The following is a 19,857-nucleotide window of genomic DNA, read 5'->3' as shown; positions in this document are numbered from 1 at the left end:
AAGCCCCCTTAAAAATTGAATACCTGCTCCCAATTAAAGCAGCCGGACGCTTCTGTGCTTCTCGGCCACTCGCTGCACCATGCAGGAACACCGGGAGCTTCTACTCTGTCAAAACTCGGTGTGTACGGCTTTAAATCTAACACGGGAGTATTGTCATTCGCGTCAATAAAAGTAACCCGAATAATTCCCTTGTTAAAATCAATGCTGATAATTTCTGATGTTGTCAAAGCAATAGGGTTAGGGCGGACTGGCGACCTTGTGGCAAAAACGCCCATTACTGTTGGTGCATTTTTATAGGGCTGTTCGGTTTGTAATATATTTCTGTCTGTCTGATTATCACAATCACTAAACCACCATACTACGTTGATATGGCTAAATCCGTTTAATGCCTGCAGTCCGGGAATATACTCCGGCTCTAATTCAATAAATGCTCCGCTGTCATCATTCTTTACCTTTCCAATAGGTTTTAATTGATAATCATTCATGTTGTACCTCCTCGTTTTCTGCTTTGAGTTCAGTATAATACCTCACATCATGTGAGATACAAGAGGTAAAATAAAAATGCCCTGCATTTTTGCAGGACATTGCTAACTAAGTTCCAACGGTATTTGGATTTCAGTCAGGTACTTTGCCGGATTACTCTCATTCCACGATCCCCTATGCACAATTTGCCGCATAGGGCTTGACATTCGATATTTACTGTTTTTTTGCAGCCATTCAGCAAAAGCAATATACGCTCCTTTGATATTTGAAAAGTCACCATATACCATTGTGCAAGCCATAACGGGGACAGGCTCGATAATACGGAAACAGAATGGGGCAATATCTTTACATAGCTTACTTACCGGGACGCATAACTCAATATCCACATTTTGTTCCTTGTACTCTGTGTCGTGATAAACAGAAAAAGTATGACTGGATATTTCTATCTTCTGTTCTTTGGCAAAAGCAGAAAGTTCATTCCATAAATCACCCTCGGAGTAGTATGTAGGAACAATTCTTCGTAAAGAAAGCACTTGATACTCCGGGATTACTTTAATGGAAATGTTGTAATGAAGTTCTCCTTTGTTTTCTTTTATTTCGTTTTTAGCAATCGCGATTTTCCGTAGTTTTTCCTGCTCATTCTGTATGGTATCCATAATTTCAAATCGCTTTTGTTCAAGGGTTTCAAGTAGTAAACAATCATTCATTTCGAGTGCAAGCGCAATTTCAGAAATATTAAAACCGATGTCACGCAAATATATTATTCTATTTAGGCGGGGTATTTGAGTTACCGAGTACATTCGGTGCCCCGTCCATTTGCCGACTTCTTCCGGCTTTAACAGCCCTACTTCATCATAATACCGAAGCATACGAATAGATACTTGCGCTATCTTTGAAAACTCACCTATTTTAAACATCTTATCACCATCTGCATATAATTATACTTGAAGTTTCATACACTTCAAGCCGATTTTGCATTTCTGAAAGTTAATGATATGCTCTATTCTTATCAATGCTATGATATGTGTATTCATGTCTAAATAAGAAAGATGAACGGCAAAATGTAATAGGGTGAAAAATATGAAGCAGGACAAAGTGAAGTATAATTCCAACAAGCGGACATATTACGGCATACGGAACATGAGCGACAAGCTGTGCCGGGAACACGGCTTATCCGTTGTCGTTCCGGGTAAAGGCAGCAAGGGTAAAAGCTATGCAGAGTATCAAACGGAAAAGACGGGGACGAGTTGGAAAGGGAAGATAAAGATTGCCGTTGACGCGCTCATTCCCCAAGTGGCAGGCTTTGAGAAATTATTGCGGCGGTTGGAAATTGTTACCTAAAGTTGAATTTAAAAATATTCATAGTGCTATTAACCTAAATAGAGTTAGTATAAAGTTAGATAACCCTGAAATGTCCGCACGGATTAATGAATTAAAAGATAATATGGTGAAAGTTTTTAATCTTCCATCTATTTCTCAATCAAAGTGGGAACGGCACGAGAATAATTTTATAATTAAAATTAGCAGCGTTTCGAAAAAATAATAAGACCGGGCGCTGCTTTCCGAGTCCTGTCACGCGGTAGAAAGGTGTTTTTGAGGGAAAAGGTATACCCCCCTTGCCCCTACTGCATGAGATGAGGGCATAAAAAGCGGCGTTCCTGTTATCCCGTGTGGGAATAGGTAACGCCGCCTGTCTGGTGGCGTGTTGTGCTTCTCTATTTGATTGCTGATGTGCCATGCCATCATTTACATTTCCGCCAAAACATAGTACAATTGTGAAAGCAAAACCCCTCTGAAGCAGGGGGTGGTGTCCGAAGGAGGAGAATCCGGAATGAAGCATTACGATTATGTATTAGTTGGAAGCGGGCTTTACGCAGGCGTGTTTGCCTGGTATGCGAAAAAGAGCGGGAAGACATGCCTGGTGGTGGAAAAAAGGAACCACATAGGCGGTAATATATATTGTGAGGATGTGGAGGGAATCCATGTGCACAAGTACGGCGCCCACATTTTCCATACCAGTAATAAGAAGGTGTGGGGATTTGTCAACGGTCTGGCTGAGTTCAACCGCTATACCAACAGCCCTGTGGCAAACTTTAAGGGCGAGATGTACAACATGCCTTTTAATATGAATACATTCAGCAGGATGTGGGGAATCTCCACGCCGGATGAGGCAAAGGCCATCATTGAGAAGCAGAAGGCAGAGGTACAGGGGGAACCCCGCAACCTGGAGGAACAGGCCATCAGCCTGGTGGGACGGGAACTGTATGAGAAGCTGGTCAAGGGATATACGGAGAAACAGTGGGGCCGGGACTGTACGGAACTGCCTGCATTCATCATCAGGCGCATACCCGTGCGCTATACCTATGATAATAACTATTTTAATGATTTATACCAGGGCATTCCCATTGGCGGATACAATGCCATCATAGATAAGCTGTTTGAGGGCTGCGATATTGAGACCGGGGTGGATTACCTGGAGCACAGGGAGCATTATGACAGCATGGGAGGTACCGTGGTCTATACCGGAACCATTGACGCCTACTATGGCTACTGTTTTGGCAAGCTGGAATACCGCAGCCTGCGCTTTGAGTCTGAGGTGCTTGACGAGGAGAACCACCAGGGCGTGGCAGTGGTCAATTATACGGACAGGGAGACGCCGTATACAAGGATGATTGAGCACAAGCATTTTGAATTCGGCACCCAGCCAAAGACCGTGGTCACAAGGGAATACCCGGTCAGCTGGCAGGAGGGCATGGAGCCTTATTATCCGGTCAATGACGGGAAGAACCAGGAGCTGTACCGCCGCTATGAAGAACTGGCCAGGGCGGAGGAACATGTATTGTTTGGCGGCCGTCTGGGAGAATATAAGTATTATGACATGGATAAGGTGATTGAATCAGCCATGAAACGGGCAGAGGAAATCTTTGGGTGAAAGCATTGGAAATGTTGGATGAGGCAGGTATGGACCACGGAATAACGGTACTGGCGGCTGCCTATAACGGCAGGGATTATATTGAAGAGCAGATGGATTCCATCCTGGCCCAGGGCCAGGGGGGAATCCTTCTTGTGGTATCAGACGACGGCTCCACGGACGGTACAGGTGAGCTTCTGGACCAGTATGGGCTTAAACACAGGGATTGTGTGCTTGTACTCCACCGGCGCACCGGCTCGGGAGGGGCCGCGGCCCATTTCCTGGGACTCCTTCAAATGATGGCCTCCCTGGCCGCCGGACAGGGGAAGGCTGCCTGGGAGGGAAATTACGATTTGACGCCTGAGGAAGGCGGGAGGCTTATAAGGGCCGCATCCTCAGACTACTTCATGCTCAGCGACCAGGACGATGTGTGGCTGCCCTGCAAGGTGCAGATGCTTCTTGGGAAAATGCAGGAACTGGAAGGCAACCCACCGGACAGCAGGCTTCCGGTGCTGGTCCATTCCGACCTTAAGGTGGTGGATGAACAGCTCAATGAGATTGCCCCCAGCTTTTTTTGTTATCAGAAGATATCGCCGGAGCGCACCAGGCTTTCACAGCTGCTGGTACAGAATAATGTCACCGGAGGCGCGGTCATGATGAACCGACCCATGCTTGGGTACCTGGAACAGCTGCCCAGTGTCTGCCTGATGCATGACGCCTGGCTGGCCCTTCTTGCCAGCTGTTTTGGAAGGATTGGATGGGTGGGGCAGCCATTGTATCTGTACCGCCAGCACAGGGACAACACCCTGGGGGCGGAAAAAGGGGACAGCCTCAAAGGAGCCGGGGAGCGCATCAGGGACGGCAGCAGGGCAAAGGAAAATTACAGGCTTATGTTTGGACAGGCCGGATGCCTGCTGGCCATGTTCCGCGATAAGCTGGATCCGGAGCAGAGGGAGATACTGGCTGCGTTCACGGAACTTCCGGGAAAGGGCAGGCTTGGCAGGATTGCGCTTATGATACGTTACGGATTTACTAAAAATTCAGCCCTTCGGACCATTGGGCAGATGTTGTTTATGGGAGATTAAGATATGGATGATTATAGAATGGAAAATGTCAGGCCCACGGTCAGCATCTGCTGCATCACCTACAACCATGCACCCTATATAAGGAGCGCCCTGGACGGATTCCTGATGCAGAAGACGGATTTCACATACGAAATCCTGATTCACGACGATGCGTCCACGGACGGGACGGCCGATATCATCCGGGAGTACACGGCCAGGTACCCGGATATCATAAAACCGATCCTAAGGGAGGAAAACCAGTATTCCAAGGGGATTTCCAATATCAGTATTTTCAATTTTCCAAGGGCCAGGGGGGAATACATCGCCATGTGCGAGGGGGATGATTACTGGACAGACCCGCATAAACTCCAGAAGCAGGTGGATTATCTCCGGGCCAACCCGGACTGTTCCCTGTGTTTTCACAGCAGCAGGATCATAAGTGTGGACGGTTCCAGGGCAGAAGGGATGATGCGGCCTTACAGGGAGAGCCGGAAGGTGGAGCCGGAGGCCATCGTAGACAAATCCACGGGATATCCCACGGCGTCCCTTGTGTTTCCCACGCGGATCGTAAAAACACTGCCCGACTACTACCTGCACTGCCCGGTGGGGGATATCCCCATGCAGCTGATGATGGCATGTGCCGGATACGCTTACTATATGGACGAGCCTATGTGCGTGTACCGGGTGGGCGTGGCAAGCTCCTGGACCAGCCTGATGAAACAGGGGGATTATGAAAATAAACAAAAGCGCTACTATGAGCAGATGAAGGAAATGTATGAGACATTTGACCGCTCCACCTTCGGGCGGTTCCATAATGAGGCCATGAGCGCTGCCAAGCGGATTTATTTCCTTACACAGGTCAACACGAAACACTATGACCAGGTTAGGAAGAAGGAGTACCGGAGATATTACAGGGAGCTGAGTCTCAGGACCAGGTTCTTCATCCGGTTTGAAATCATGGCTCCCGGCCTGTACCGGCTGCTCCAGAGGATGGTGCGTGGGAGCAATTAAGGCAGGTTGATTCAGGGGAATCCAGGGGAACGGAAAGGAAGTTAGGATTTGGCGGAGACAGAGATAAAGAATAAGGTCCTGAAAGGCCTGTTTTGGAAAATTTTAGAAAATGGCGGCGCCCAGGGAATCCAGTTTGTGATTGCCATCATCCTGGCCCGGCTTCTAAGCCCGGCGGAATATGGCCTGGTCAGTATCATCATGATATTCATCACCATTGCCAACGTGGTGGTGCAGAACGGTTTCAGCACGGCGCTGGTGCAGAAAAAGCATTCGGATGACGCGGATTTCTCGTCTGTGTTTTATTTCAGCCTTGTGATTGCGGGCGTGATGTATGCTGCGCTGTACGCGTCAGCGCCCTCCATCGCGGGATTTTACCACAACGATGTGCTGGTGCCCATTGTCAGGGTCCTGGCCGTGGTGCTGTTCCCTGGGGCCGTGATTTCAGTGCAGACCGCCTATGTGTCCAGGAAAATGGAGTTCAAGGGCCTGTTTAAGGCCACCATGGCGGCGGTGGTGATATCCGGCGCGGCCAGTATCTTCATGGCGTACAGGGGAATGGGCGTCTGGGCCATGGTGGGCCAGCAGATTGCCTATTATCTGGCGCTTATGACCACCCTGTTCCTGACGGTCAGCTGGAAACCGCGCCTGGTGTTTGCCATGGGCCGTATCCGTTCCATGTTCTCATTTGGATGGAAGCTGCTGCTGGCAGCCCTTTTAGACACCCTGTTCAACAACCTTTACGGATTAATCATGGGGAAGATTTATAATGAGGAACTGCTGGGCGCCTATAACCGGGGCGACCAGTTCCCCAAGCTGATTGTCAATAACCTGGGGGCAGCCATACAGGCCGTGCTGCTGCCGGCATTTTCCTCCAGGCAGGGGGACATTGCCCAGGTCAGGAGCATGGTGCGCAGGGCCATCAGGACCAGTTCCTTCCTGGTGCTTCCCATGCTGTTCGGGCTGTTTGCAGTGGCGGATACCATGGTGCTGGCGCTGCTGGGGGAGAAATGGATGATCTGCGTGCCTTATCTTAGGATCATGTGTATTGCATACTCCTTCTGGCCCATCCACATCACCAACCTCCAGGCCATCAACGCGGTGGGGCGCAGCGATATCTTCCTGAAACTGGAGGTCATAAAGAAGACCATCGGTATCCTGGGACTTGTGATCGGGGCCCAGTTCGGCCCGTTCATCCTTGTATCCATCAAGGCTGTCATTGATTTCCTGTGTACCTTCATCAATGCGTGGCCCAACAAGAAGCTGCTGGGATACAGCATATCCAGCCAGTGGATGGATATCATGCCGTCCATGGCCCTTTCCGTGGGAATGTGCGCTGCTGTGTATGCCCTCCAGTTCGTATTGCCCGGCGGTCCATGGATGAAGCTGATCCTTCAGATTGGCGCAGGGGCGCTTATCTATGGGGGAGCGGCCGCCCTGTTCAGGGTGGAGAGCTTTACGTATCTGCTTGGGATGGTGAAGCGGAAGAAATAGTGTCTGGTCAGATCCGGTTTTATCTTTTATCCTGCATAATGCATCTTCTATTTTATTCCCGCTGAGTTGCAATGCCGCCGTTGCAGCGGGAATCTGTTCTTTACACTGGTAGTATTTCCCAAGGATGGTCTGCTTTTCCTCAGTCATCTGTAGTAGGATGGTGCAGATTGAAGACTGGCCGTGGGCCAGGACCATGGGTGCAATGATTTATTAATCAGTATATTGAAATAGTATGAAAAGATATAGCAAATTAGGGGCTATATCTTTTTTAAAAGCAATAATTATAGTATACTAAAAAAAGAATGTCGTTGGGAGGTGTTCATAATAGATGATATTAGCAGACAAAAGAGATTATAAACAAGGATATAGAAAACATTATGTTACATATAAGCGCCTACGAGATGATAATGATGATTTGAATAGTCGAAGATTATTACTGGTTTATAGCGTTGAATGTGGTCTGAAGTATTTACTATTAGATAAATGGCATGAGGAGAACCCCAAAAATATATTGGAAGGAAAAGACGAAAAGAAAAAAAACGTATTGAAAACTCATAATTTGGACAGAATATTGAAAGAATTAGGACAGCAGGGGGTATTTAAATTCCCACAATTATTGACAATACATAATGACAGTATAATAATTGAAAATTATCATCAGTTATATAGATATTGTATCAGAATCAAGGAAAAAGATAAAAGTGTAGAGTCGGTGTATGAGGAAGAATTAAGAAAAATTGCGAATTGGATTGAGGAAGGGATGTGAATTAATGTTATTGTATACCTGGAAAGATGTAGAGAGAAAACTTTTATTAAATAAAAAAGTGTGGGAAGATAAGATTTTAGAAATAGAAACGTATTCTTCTGAAATTATTATATATATAAAAAGCATGGATGTAATAAATGATGTGGAAATGTTACTTTGTGAGTTGATGGATCATAAGTATGATCAACAAAATAAAAAAATAAACCTGGAATTTGAAGGCGAATATTTAGACGTTTTTTTTGAGCAGGGAGATATAGTGGAGCATAACGTATCCGGGACTCCTCTTTTTAAAAAGGTTTTATATCAGCAATCAGCTTATTATAATGAGATGTTAAGTGAAGATTTGCCAGGTGTTCCTGTAATTGCATTTCATTCATATAAAGGGGGCGTAGGCCGTACGCTTTCATTATTGGCATTCGTTAAGGCGTGGTCTTCTCTTAAAAATCTAAAAAATTCAAAGCGGCTGCTTATTATTGATTCGGATATAGAGGCGCCGGGGATTACATGGTTGACTACCAAGTCAGAGGAGCCTCTATTTAGTTATTTGGACTTACTGGAGGTGACACAGGGAAAAAATAATGTGGATGAGATTATTTCACTGATTGCTGATAAAGTGGCGGAATTGACTGTAAAGATTGAGACGGAACAAAGTTTAGTTGAGCATATCGTTTTACCGACCTACAGATATATTGAACAATTACTGGATATGTATTCTAGCCCTGAAAGTCTTGCACTTAGCTATAATAAAAAATATATTCTTGCGGAGGTTTTGTCTAAGTTAGGGGAAAAATTAAATGCAGATATGGTTTTAATTGATTTACGCGCAGGTTTAAGTGAATTTTCGGCACCGATATTGTTCGATCCGAGAGTAAAAAAGTATCTGGTAACATCAACTTCTTATCAGTCTGTAAAAGGGACGGAAATCTTGTTACAGCAATTAAACAAGGGGCTTCCTTTGTCGGAGAATACATTGTTGCCAGAGATATTATTGACTATGGTTCCGGAAGGATTGAAACCATCCGATATCATAAGCGACTTAATTGCTGCATATGAAAAGAGTGAAACGGATGAAAATATTTCTTTAACGGATAATTTGGTGACAGAGCTTCCCTTTGCAAGCGAACTTGTGCATTTGGAGTCGTTGCAACATATTATGAAAAATTTAGAGGGGAGGGAATTTTATAAAAGAATTTATTTGATAGTGCAAAATAACTATTTTTCAGATAAAGGAAAAAGTACAGAAGTAGATTTTAACAAACGGAAATCAGTAATAAAAAGTATTCATAGTTTAGCAAAGAACCAGATTACTGCTGAAGGAAATGCAGCATTTGACGTGTTGATGACAGAACCGATTCAGAATTTAATCAGGAAATATAGAAGCAATCTACCTAATACGGTAATTATGGGTGCAAAAGGGTCTGGTAAGACGTTTTTATATCGGGAAATATTGAGAAATAAGTATTGGGAAAATTTTATACTAAGTGTAGATCAAAAAGAGAAGGGGGAGACAGGAAAGAAAACGATAGCGGTTCCCCTACTGGCATCAGCAACGGCAACCGGATTTGGTGAAATCATGCAGGAAGCGGTGCAGAACTATAATCAGTATAACTTAAAAGGAAAAATCAACAGTTCTGTGTATATTGACAATCATGATTTAGTGTTAAATTATGACAGGGGGAATCATGATATTTTAGGCTGGAAAGAAATTTGGAAAGAAATTATTTTACAGTCTTTAAATCATGCATACCAATCGTTTGAAGAATTAGAAAGCGATTTAGAAGAACATAAAATTCAGGTAATATTCCTTATTGATGGATTAGAGGAAATATTTACACAGACAATTTCTTTTCAGACAGAGCAAAACGCGATAGTAGCATTGTGCAGGGATATGATGAATGAAATTAAAGTCAGGTACAAAAATTTTGGGCTGATGGTATTTCTCAGAAAGGACATGGCACGTGATTCAATAACGGTTAATTTTGAACAGTTTAATTCTCTTTATAACTCTGTTGAATTAAAATGGTCAAGTACGGAAGCGTTAAGGCTGGTAGTTTGGCTCGTGAGTCAAGCCGCACCTGAGTTTTATCAGGAGGAAGTTGCAATCGAGTTGGCATCAGGAGAAATAATTGAACGGAACCTTATAAAATTGTGGGGGAGAAAATTAGGTAAAGCCACATCCAATGAAGCCTATTCTTCGAGATGGATTTTGGCGGCATTGTCAGACTTTAATGGGCAGCTTCAGGCGAGAGATATCATCAGATTTTTAGAATATGCAACGAAAGAGGTGGGGAAACGTGTGTATGATGACAGGTATTTAATGCCTGTTGAAATAAAAAAGGCAGTGTCTGACTGCTCAAATGCTAAAATTTCTGAGGTCAAACAAGAAATAAAAGTTCTTGAGCCAATATTTGATAAGCTGGACAGCGCCGCAGAAGAAAAGAAAATTTTGCCTTTCTATAATGACACGTTCAATCTTACTCCTGCAGAAGAAAAAATTATGAAACAAGAAGGATATTTAAAGGTTGAGAATGATAAATATTATTTGCCGGAAATAATCAGACATGCGTTGAAATTCAGATATGAAAAGGGCGCAAGGCCCAAGGTATTGTCTTTATTATTAAAATAGTAGCATGAATTTATTGTTTAGATATTTAGAAACAGGATGTCCTTTACTTCGATAATTACTGACAATATATAGGGCAAAGCAATTGGGGTATGTAATTGAATTACATTATGCCTGTGTTGATTCTCCGGTGATAGCGAAAAAGAGAATTGCAGAATGAGTGAAAATAGCAGGCCACGGAATACCGGACAAAGATGTTGAGAAAAGATTTGGGGAGAGTTTGAGGAATCTTCATAAAATTATCGATTTGTGGGATTTAGCCGCATTATATGATAATACAGATGAGTTTCGTAGGTTTGCAAAGCCCTATAATCTGATACCGGTTCCTAGAAAACGGTGGAGTTAAAAACTGGATGTGATTGGAAAGAAAGACAAAGCAAAGGCCGTAGCACTCTTTAAATTAATTGGTGTGCTGCGGCCTTTTGAATTTATGATTACCTATGTATCTTTGTATCCGGGCCAGTCCACAATACGTACTGTCCTTATGTCCCTACTGCCCGCCGTTCATGGCCGCCACTGCAACCGGGTCCGTGGGATCCCAGTGCTGGTCGGCTGAGATAGGCTGCTCAATGGCAGGCCTGTCATATGGGCCGGGGATGGAGGAATTGTAAACCTCAACCGTGGTACCCAGTGCGCAGTGGTCAAAAATCCACTTGGAATCACCGGATGTGTAACGGATACAGCCTGCGGAACGTACCACGCCCAGGAAGTTATAAGTCTCGGGCTTCAGCGTGTTCACATTGGGGCTGTCGTAAATAATGGAGTGGAGCAGGAAGCTCAAACCTGAACCAAGGCGTGTTGCATACTGTGTATAAACGCCGCTGTTCATCAGCCTCCAGCGGTACTTCTCAGGTGTCTTGAACGTACCTAATGGGGTATCCTCGCCAGTGGAACAGAGGAATGTCTTAAGCGGGATGATAAAGCCGTTTCCGCCGTCCTGTACATACACGGTGGTAGTGTTCATCTGCTTGTTGATGCGGATAAGGAAGGGACCGTTGGCGCCGATAAGCGGCTCTAAGTCGGTTACAACCTTGCCTGTCTCATCAAAATAATACTTGTAGCCGTCTATGTACTGCCATCCTGTAACCGGGACATTGTTCACAAAGTAGTAGCGGTCCCTGTCATTCCAGCCCCATCCGGTGAAGGGTACGCCGGTCCCGCTGCTGTACACAACAGCCCCGTCAATGGTCTGGATGCCGTCCGGGGCAGCTGCCTCCAGAGGTTTATCCATGTTGTAGGATGCGGCTTCGCCATTCTTACCCCAAAGGGATACGCGGAAGCTCTGCATTACCTTTCCTGTGCCCATGGTGCCTGCTGTCTGTCCGTTGCGCGCCCAGTTAAGTTCTGTGCCGTCGGTCAGGGTAGTCTGGTAATAAACGTCAAAGGTGTTGCCTACAAATCCCGTGAACCGGATCTGGATGGCTTCTACCAGGGCGCCGTCCTCCCATACCGTGGTATGGTCGCCGTTCATGGCCCATTCACTCCATCCGTGTGCGCTGGTGTAGGTCCTGTAAAGTACATTGCCCACGATGTTGTTCAGATAGATACAGAGGGAACGGAATCCTCCTTCGGAAACAACGGTTGTGTCACCAATGACCGGGTCGGTCCAGGTGGTATCGGGACGCAGTACCTGAAGCTGAAGATAAGGCGTGTTGGCAATGATGGCAGCCTGCATGGCTGCTTCCTCAGCTGCCGCCGCCTGTTCGGCCGCTGCCTGGGCTGCCGCCGCATCCGCATCCGCCTGGGCATTGGCTGCCGCATCGTTTCCGGGGAGAGTCTCCGTGGCAGCGCCCTGGGTGGGCTGTGTCTGGCTGCCGCCCGAAGCCTGGTTGTCACCGGAGGCCTGATTGCCGTCGGAAGCCTGGCTGTCACCGGAAGCCTGATTATCGCCAGAAGCCTGTCCGCCGCCAGGTGCAGTCTGTTCTGCCTTGGTGGTGCCGAATGCAGGCCCGTAATTGGAATCATCCTGTGCTGCCAATGCCGTACATGCCTGTCCGATGATGAAGACTCCGGCAAGCAGTGCAGCAGCAGTACGTTTCATGTACTTATGCATTGGAAAAATCCTCCTAAATTTTATAGATACCATACATGTCCTAATTTATCATATTTAAGGGAAAAATTCCAGATGTGATTTACTTTTTAGAAGTGATAATGTAAAATTGTAAACAAAATGACACTAGAAAGACCAAAGAACGTAAGAAACAGGTGGCATAATATGGAATGGAATGAAGAAACAGCCAATATCATATATGCGTCCAATGACGGGTATGCCGGACATCTGGCCGCATCCATGTATTCTTTACTGGATAATAACCGGAATATAAGGAATATGGATATTTATATACTATCTGCCCAGATGTGCCAGGAATATAAGGAAAGGCTTGCTGGCATGGCGGAGGCATTTCACAGGACCCTTCATGTGGTGGAGCTGGGGGACTTAAAGCAGCGGTTTGACTTTGATATTGATACCAGGGGGTTTGATATCAGCGCCATGGGCAGGCTCTTTGCGCCCCAGGTGCTGCCCGGCACCGTGAAGAAGGCCCTGTACCTGGACTGCGACACCATTGTATGCAAGAGCATAAGGCCCCTTTATGAAACTGAATTAGGGGATGCGCTGGTGGGGATGGTAATGGAACCCACGGTGTATAAGGAGATGAAGGAATCCATCGGTATGGGCAAGGACGACCCGTATTACAATTCAGGAGTACTGCTCATGGCCCTTGACAGGTGGCGCCAGGAGGATGTGCTTCAGAAACTATTGGATTTCTACAAAAGCTGTCATGGCAGGCTCTTTGCATGCGACCAGGATACCATCAACGGCGCCCTGAAAGGAAGAATAAAGACACTTCCGGTGAAATACAATTATTTTACCAATTACCGCTATTTCCGGTATTCCACCCTGTGCTCCATGTGTGCGGCCTACCGGGAGATTGGTGAGGAGGCCTATCTGGAGGCCAGGCGTTCACCGGCCATCATCCATTATCTGGGGGACGAGCGGCCATGGATTGCCGGGAACCATAATCATTTTAAGAAGCTGTATGAGTATTATCTTGCCAAGACGCCATGGAAGGACACGCCCAAGCAGACCGGGAAAGAACGGTATATGCACATGTGGTGGCTGTTCAACCGCCTGACCTGGCTCTGTCCGCCCTTCAGGCTGTGGGTCAGCCGCAGCATGGGGATGAAGCTGGTGGACAGCCGGAGGAAGCGGAGATAGATTGGGGACAGGCAGATGTCCGGAGGAAGCGGGGATAGATTGGGGACAGGCAGATGCTGGAGAATCTGGAAATAAAGTGGGAACAAGGATTGATATGGACAAAATATGCTGTATTATATTAAACTATAACGATGCCGCCACCGCCATGGCGCTTGCCAATGAGATAAGGGAGTATCCGTGCCTGGATTCCATCGTGCTGGTGGACAACTGTTCCACGGACGATTCCTGGGAAAAGCTTAAGACACTGCGGCACACGGACAAGATCCACGTATTGAGGACCGAGGAAAATGGCGGATACGGCATGGGCAACCAGGCCGGCATTAACTATGCGGTGGAATATCTGGAAGCGGATTATATCATCATCGCCAACCCGGATATCCACGTGACGCCCCGGTGCATCGAGCGGGTGAAGCATGCCCTGGATAACACGGAGGACGCGGTGATGGCTTCGGCCCGGGTGGTGGATCCGCAGGGGAAGGATCTGTTCTCCTACTGGACCCTGCTGCCTTTGTGGAAAGACCTGCTGGACACCGGGCTTATTACCAGACGGCTGTTTAAGGCCATGCTGAATACCCCGTCCTACCGCCTTCAGAACGCGGGGGATGAGGACAGCCGCCTGGTGGATGCAGTGCCCGGGTCTTTTTTTATGCTGAAGCCGGGGCTTTTGACACCACAGGATACAGAGGAGCTGTTTGACAGCCATATTTTCCTGTACTATGAGGAAAAGGTGCTGGGCCGGAAGTTTCAGGAGCTGGGGTTAAAGACTGTGCTGGTAACGGACGAATCCTATGTCCATGCGCATTCCGTCACCATTGACAAGAGCCTGAAGCGGATTGTTGATAAGCAGAGGCTGCTTCACCAGAGTAAGATGTACTATTATAAGGAATACCTGCACGCAGGACCTGCCCGGATGGCGGGAGCCGGATTGGTACTGGACATCATACTGGCAGAGGTATGGTTCCTCACGGTTGTGTGCGGGCTGCGGTGGTAAATGGATTGTGCATGGATGGAAAATGACGAACTGTGCTGCATGCATTGGCGCCACCCGGAAAGGAAATGTTTCATGAACCGACAGGAAGATAAAAGGGAGAAGATTCTGGTTACCAGGTCTTCAATGCCTTCGTACGAAGAATATATTGAGATGATTAAGCCCATATGGGACAGCGCATGGATGACCAATATGGGGGATTTCCACAAACAGCTGGAACAGGAGCTGAAGGAATACATGGGAACAGACCGGCTGGTGCTGTTCGTCAACGGACACATGGCCTTAGAGATGGCAATCCAGGCCCTGGAGCTGACCGGAGAAGTGATAACCACTCCGTTTACATTTGCATCCACCACCCATGCGATTGTGCGCAACGGGCTGACGCCTGTGTTCTGCGACATCAACCCGGCGGACTATACCATGGACCCGGACAAAATAGAGGCCCTGATCACAGAACGCACATCGGCCATCATCCCGGTCCATGTGTACGGCAATATCTGTGATGTGGAGCGGATTGGGGCCATTGCCAAAAAGCATGGCCTGAAGGTGATTTATGATGCGGCCCATACCTTTGGGGAGCGTTACAATGGGAAGGGCGTGGCTGAGTTCGGGGACGCCAGCATTTTCAGCTTCCATGCCACCAAGGTGTTTAACTCCATCGAGGGCGGCGCGGTGACGTTTGCTGAGGAATGGATGGACCACAGGCTTAACTGTCTGAAGAATTACGGGATTGTGGACCAGGACCATGTGGTCTGGGTGGGCGGCAATGCCAAGATGAACGAGTTCCAGGCCGCCATGGGCCTGTGCAACCTCCGCCATGTGGATGAGGAGATTGGGAAACGCAGGAAAGTGGTGGAGCGTTATATGGAACATCTGGACGGCATTCCAGGGCTTAAGCTTCCGCGCTGCCAAAAAGGGCTTACGCCGAATTATGCGTATTTCCCTGTTATATTTGACGGCTTTGGGGCTGACAGGAACCAGGTATACGACGCCCTGGCCGCAAATGACATTTATCCCAGGAAATATTTTTATCCCCTGACCAACGGGTTCCAGTGCTACGAAGGGCGGTTCTCGCCTGAGGATACGCCGGTGGCCGCGTATATGGCGGAGCGGGTGCTGACCCTGCCCCTGTATGCCGACCTTTCGATGGAGGATGTGGACCGGATATGCAGGATTCTGAAGGAATGCAACACTAGTCTGGGCAAATAACAGCGCGGTGCTGGAAGAAAATATGACGAGGAGCCGTGATTATGAATATTTTACTTACAAGTGCAGGCAGGAGAGGCTATCTTGCAGGATATTTTAAAGAGGCCCTTAAGACGGCGGGCTGCGGCGGGCTGGTCCATGCGGCTAACAGCGGTGAATGCCCTGCCTTTGCCAGCGCTGACCGTTCGGTGATTACGCCTCTTATCTACGATAAGGGATATATTCCCTTTTTGCTGGAATACTGTAAAAAGGAGGCAATCGGCCTGCTGATACCGCTGTTTGATATCGATGTGCCGGTGCTGGCGGCAAACAGGAGCCTGTTTGCTGAGATGGGGACCGTGGTTGTGACGGCTGAGCCGGAAGCAGCGGATATCTGCAATGATAAATGGAGGACATTTACAGTACTAAGGGAGGCGGGAATCCCTGTGCCTGCTTCCTGGCTGTCCATGGATGAGGCGCTTAAGGCCGTGGGGAATGGGAGCATTTCCTGGCCCGTGATGGTCAAGCCACGCTGGGGTATGGGCTCCCTGTCCGTATACCAGGCGGATGCCCCGGAGGAGATGAGGGTGCTTGCAGGCAAATGCCGCAGGGGCATACAGGACTCCTATCTGAGATATGAATCCATGGCAGACCCTGATTCATGCGTCATATTCCAGCAGCGGATCAAGGGGCGGGAATATGGGCTGGATGTGATGAACGACCTGGACGGGAGATACCGTGCCACCGTTGTCAAGGAAAAGATGGCCATGCGTTCCGGCGAGACGGATTCGGCCGGGACCATTGACAATCAGGAACTTGCAGCACTTGGCAGGACGCTTGGCACACTGCTCTGCCACAGGGGGAACCTGGATGTGGATGTGCTGGAGGAAGACGGCTCATATTATGTTCTGGAAATGAACGCCCGCTTTGGGGGCGGATATCCCTTCAGCCATGCGGCAGGCGTGGACCTGCCCCTGGCCCTGGTTCTCTGGGCCATGGGCAGGGAGCCGGGGGATGAGGTGCTGTCCGCCAGGCCCGGCGTCAGGGCGCAGAAGGATATACGGCTTCTGGTATGGTGATATGGATGCCAAAGGCACGGATGGACCCACGGCACAGGCGTAATATAATCTGACAGAGGAATTGATATGGATAAGGTACTGCTGGTGATACCGGCTTACAATGAGGAAAAGAATATAGGGAAGGTAGTGGACCACCTGGTGAGGGATTTCCCTGAGCTGGATTACGTGGTGGTCAACGACGGTTCCAGGGATAGCACCGCCCGGATATGCAGGGAGAACGGCTACAACCTTTTGGACCTGCCGGTGAACCTTGGCCTTGCGGGCTGTTTCCAGGCAGGCATGAAATATGCCTACCAGAAAGGCTACCGCTATGCCATCCAGTTTGACGGGGATGGACAGCACAGGCCGGAGTTCATCGGATCCATGAAGGAGAAGATGGAGCAGGGATTTGATATTGTCATTGGATCCAGGTTCATTTCCGGGAAAAAGGGCTGGTCCATGCGCATGGTGGGCAGCCGTCTGATTGCGGCTGTAATCCGCCTGACCACCGGGGCCAGGATTACGGATCCCACGTCCGGTATGCGCCTGTTTGACCGGAAGATGATAGAGGAGTTTGCCCTGAACCTGAATTACGGCCCGGAGCCGGATACCGTGTCCTTCCTGATTAAACAGGGGGCCAGGGTGGCCGAGGTGCCGGTTACCATTGATGAAAGGCTGGAAGGGGAGAGCTATCTGAAGCCCCTGACCGCCGTAAGCTACATGACCCGTATGCTGCTGTCCATACTGCTGATACAGAATTTTAGAAAGCGTTGAGTATAGATGAAGAAACTGACAAGACATTTACTATATAAGGGAACGGATATTGACCGGCAGAACGTGGTCTGGAATATTGCAGGAAGCTTTGTCTATGCATTTGCCAGCATGGTTCTGTCTTTTCTGGTCATCCGCATGGTGGGGGATGAACAGGGAGGGATTTTCTCCTTTGGGTTCTCCACCCTGGGCCAGCAGATGTTCATTGTGGCGTATTTTGGGCTTAGGCCGTTTCAGATTACGGACAATAAAGGCGAGTTTACCTTTGGGGAATACCTGGAGTACCGTAACATTACCTGTATCCTGGCCCTGATTTTTGGGGCGCTGCTCCTGACCTTCCGGCATGGCGCCGGGCAGTACAGTGCATCCAAGTGCATGATTCTCATCCTGCTTGTCATATACAAGGTAATAGATGGGTATGCTGATGTATATGAGTCGGAATTCCAGCGTCAGGGAAGCCTTTACCTGACCGGGAAATCCAATTTTTTCAGGACTATTCTATCCGTGTCCGCATTTTTGGTGACACTGGCTGCATTTGAACATCTGCTGCTGGCCTGCGTTGTGGCGGTGGCGGCACAGATGCTTGGGGTGGCCCTGTTTAATCTGGATGTAATCCATGCGCTGGTACATGTGGACTGGAATAAGGGGGAGGGGAAGAACAGGGCGCTGTTTAGCAGCACCGTATTCCTGTTTGTTTCCACCTTCCTGGATTTTTACGTGTTTTCCGCTGCCAAGTATGCCATTGATGCGAAAATAAATGATGCTGCTTCCGGATACTTTAACTTGATTTTTATGCCCACCTCTGTTATTTATATGGTAGCCAACTTTATCATCCGCCCCTTTCTTACCAAGCTTACCAATATGTGGCTGGCCCGGGACTTTGACAGCTTTAAGAAGGAACTTTCCAGAATCGGCGTTGTCATCCTGGGACTTACGGTCCTGGCCGTGGGGGCCACGGCAGTGCTTGGCAGATGGGTGCTGTCGGTGATGGAATTCCTGTTAGGCGTCCGGTATGACGGTATGCTGGTGCAATATCACGGCGCGTTCATCGTGATTGTGCTGGGAGGCGGGTTCTATGCCCTGGCTAACCTGATGTACTACTCGCTGGTCATCATGCGTAAGCAGAAGGCTATTTTCATCGTATATCTGAGCGCGGCGGCAGCGGCAGTGTTATTGTCAGGGACGCTGGTTTCAAGCTTCGGTATAAACGGGGCGGCATCCTGCTATCTGCTGCTGATGGTTATGTTGGTGGTGGGATTCGGCCTGTTCATGACAGGTGTTTATCAGAACGAAAAAAAGGAGTATGCTGGTAATGGAGGAAGTGAAGAATAGGACATCAGAGAACACATACCGCCGCAGGGTGGATGTTATCATACCGACCTATAAACCGGGAAAGAAGTTTTCCAGGCTTTTAAAAATGCTGGAACGGCAGACATACCCCATAGGAAGGATCATCGTGATGAACACGGAGAAGGCTTACTGGAACGATAAGGGGTATGAGGGGATTGACAACCTTCAGGTCCATCACCTGCCCAAGGCTGAGTTTGACCACGGGGCCACCAGGAACAGGGGCGCGCGTTACAGCAGGGCGGATATCATGGTATTCATGACGGACGATGCGGTGCCTGCGGATGACCGGATGATTGAACATCTGGTGGCTGCGTTTGATAAGCGCGGTCCACAGGGGGAATCAGTCATCATGGCATATGCCCGCCAGCTGCCGGATAAGGACTGTCCCCTGGCAGAGCGGTATACCAGGTCCTTTAATTATCCGGAGGAGAGCTGCATCAAGACAAAGGATGACCTGGGGCGCATGGGCATCAAGACCTTTTTTGCATCCAATGTGTGCTGCGCCTATGACAGGGAGAAATTCTGGTTCCAGGGCGGATTCATCAACAAGACGATTTTTAATGAGGATATGATATTTGCCGGAAAGGCCGTGCTGCAGGATGATTACGCGGTGGCCTACGTGGCCGAGGCAAGGGTCATCCACTCCCACAATTACGGTTGCATGACCCAGTTCCACAGGAATTTTGACCTGGCCGTGTCCCAGACAGACCATCCTGAGGTATTTCAGGGAATCCACTCTGAAAGTGAGGGAATCCGCCTGGTGAAGCAGACCGCCCGCTATCTGGTGAAGCAGCGCCGCCCGTGGCTGGTGCCCGGGATGATTGTGAAGAGCGGTTTTAAGTACATGGGCTACCGCTTGGGCAGGTGTTACCGCCTGCTGCCCTCCGGCCTTGCGGCCAAATGCAGTATGAATAAAGAATATTGGAAATAATCGGAAAT

The 19,857-nt window shown here is 48.3% G+C and carries 16 protein-coding genes and 1 pseudogene; 14 read left to right on the top strand and 3 right to left on the bottom strand.

The genetic code is table 11. The annotated features are described in order from the left end of the window. Window positions 1–8: 8 nt before the first annotated feature. A complete protein-coding gene (locus MCJ35_RS21070; protein WP_025485450.1) occupies window positions 9–485 on the bottom strand; it encodes an SAM-dependent methyltransferase in 477 nt (158 codons plus the stop codon). A 102-nt stretch (window positions 486–587) separates the two neighbouring features. Then, a complete protein-coding gene (locus MCJ35_RS21065) occupies window positions 588–1,400 on the bottom strand; it encodes a MerR family transcriptional regulator (RefSeq protein WP_025485451.1) in 813 nt (270 codons plus the stop codon). A gap of 172 nt (window positions 1,401–1,572) precedes the next feature. On the opposite strand from MCJ35_RS21065, the pseudogene MCJ35_RS21060 reads away from it, so the two are divergent. The 7 genes and pseudogenes from MCJ35_RS21060 to MCJ35_RS21030 form a co-directional block, all read left to right on the top strand. Beyond that, a pseudogene (locus tag MCJ35_RS21060) lies at window positions 1,573–1,812 on the top strand (relaxase/mobilization nuclease domain-containing protein); the annotation flags it as partial. Window positions 1,813–2,314: 502 nt separating this feature from the next. After that, a complete protein-coding gene (gene glf / locus MCJ35_RS21055; protein WP_025485453.1) occupies window positions 2,315–3,415 on the top strand; it encodes a UDP-galactopyranose mutase in 1,101 nt (366 codons plus the stop codon). A 29-nt stretch (window positions 3,416–3,444) separates the two neighbouring features. Next, on the top strand, window positions 3,445–4,479 hold the full coding sequence (locus MCJ35_RS21050) for a glycosyltransferase family 2 protein (RefSeq protein ID WP_034577502.1): 1,035 nt from the start codon (window positions 3,445–3,447) through the stop codon (window positions 4,477–4,479). Window positions 4,480–4,482: 3 nt separating this feature from the next. Next, window positions 4,483–5,469 carry a glycosyltransferase family 2 protein gene (locus tag MCJ35_RS21045; protein WP_008719983.1) on the top strand — a complete coding sequence of 329 codons (987 nt, stop codon included), beginning with the start codon at window positions 4,483–4,485 and terminating at the stop codon, window positions 5,467–5,469. Between the two features lie 48 nt (window positions 5,470–5,517). Further along, the gene (locus MCJ35_RS21040) at window positions 5,518–6,960 is read left to right on the top strand and encodes a lipopolysaccharide biosynthesis protein (RefSeq protein ID WP_025485456.1); all 1,443 of its coding nucleotides are present in this window, start codon (window positions 5,518–5,520) and stop codon (window positions 6,958–6,960) included. 328 nt (window positions 6,961–7,288) lie between these two features. Further along, window positions 7,289–7,726 (top strand): hypothetical protein, encoded by a 438-nt coding sequence (locus MCJ35_RS21035; protein WP_025485457.1) that lies wholly within the window; start codon window positions 7,289–7,291, stop codon window positions 7,724–7,726. A gap of 4 nt (window positions 7,727–7,730) precedes the next feature. Next, complete coding sequence (locus MCJ35_RS21030; RefSeq protein WP_025485458.1) at window positions 7,731–10,352, top strand: KGGVGR-motif variant AAA ATPase; 2,622 nt, start codon at window positions 7,731–7,733, stop codon at window positions 10,350–10,352. Between the two features lie 487 nt (window positions 10,353–10,839). On the opposite strand, the gene MCJ35_RS21025 is transcribed toward MCJ35_RS21030, so the two are convergent. After that, window positions 10,840–12,402: a L,D-transpeptidase gene (locus MCJ35_RS21025; protein ID WP_025485459.1), complete on the bottom strand. Its 1,563-nt coding sequence runs from the start codon at window positions 12,400–12,402 to the stop codon at window positions 10,840–10,842. Between the two features lie 162 nt (window positions 12,403–12,564). Here MCJ35_RS21025 and MCJ35_RS21020 point away from each other — a divergent pair, with 162 nt between their 5' ends. The 7 genes from MCJ35_RS21020 to MCJ35_RS20990 all read left to right on the top strand — a co-directional run bounded on the left by MCJ35_RS21020 (window position 12,565) and on the right by MCJ35_RS20990 (window position 19,849). Further along, window positions 12,565–13,566, top strand: coding sequence for a glycosyltransferase family 8 protein (locus tag MCJ35_RS21020; protein ID WP_025485460.1), 1,002 nt, complete (start codon window positions 12,565–12,567; stop codon window positions 13,564–13,566). 94 nt (window positions 13,567–13,660) lie between these two features. Continuing rightward, window positions 13,661–14,557 carry a glycosyltransferase family 2 protein gene (locus tag MCJ35_RS21015; RefSeq protein ID WP_008719979.1) on the top strand — a complete coding sequence of 299 codons (897 nt, stop codon included), beginning with the start codon at window positions 13,661–13,663 and terminating at the stop codon, window positions 14,555–14,557. Between the two features lie 72 nt (window positions 14,558–14,629). Beyond that, window positions 14,630–15,763, top strand: a complete 1,134-nt coding sequence (locus MCJ35_RS21010; RefSeq protein WP_008719978.1) for a DegT/DnrJ/EryC1/StrS family aminotransferase — start codon at window positions 14,630–14,632, stop codon at window positions 15,761–15,763. Window positions 15,764–15,804: 41 nt separating this feature from the next. After that, window positions 15,805–16,818, top strand: a complete 1,014-nt coding sequence (locus tag MCJ35_RS21005) for an ATP-grasp domain-containing protein (RefSeq protein ID WP_025485462.1) — start codon at window positions 15,805–15,807, stop codon at window positions 16,816–16,818. Window positions 16,819–16,884: 66 nt separating this feature from the next. Next, window positions 16,885–17,571: a glycosyltransferase family 2 protein gene (locus MCJ35_RS21000; RefSeq protein ID WP_025485463.1), complete on the top strand. Its 687-nt coding sequence runs from the start codon at window positions 16,885–16,887 to the stop codon at window positions 17,569–17,571. 6 nt (window positions 17,572–17,577) lie between these two features. Beyond that, on the top strand, window positions 17,578–18,900 hold the full coding sequence (locus MCJ35_RS20995) for a lipopolysaccharide biosynthesis protein (RefSeq protein ID WP_025485464.1): 1,323 nt from the start codon (window positions 17,578–17,580) through the stop codon (window positions 18,898–18,900). Beyond that, window positions 18,881–19,849 carry a glycosyltransferase gene (locus MCJ35_RS20990; RefSeq protein ID WP_025485465.1) on the top strand — a complete coding sequence of 323 codons (969 nt, stop codon included), beginning with the start codon at window positions 18,881–18,883 and terminating at the stop codon, window positions 19,847–19,849. The genes MCJ35_RS20995 and MCJ35_RS20990 overlap by 20 nt, the downstream gene beginning before the upstream one ends. Window positions 19,850–19,857 lie beyond the last annotated feature (8 nt).

Origin of the sequence: Enterocloster sp. OA13 (genome assembly GCF_022440595.1) — a bacterium.
Lineage (GTDB): Bacteria > Bacillota > Clostridia > Lachnospirales > Lachnospiraceae > Enterocloster > Enterocloster hominis.
This window is presented reverse-complemented; position numbering and strand designations above follow the sequence as displayed.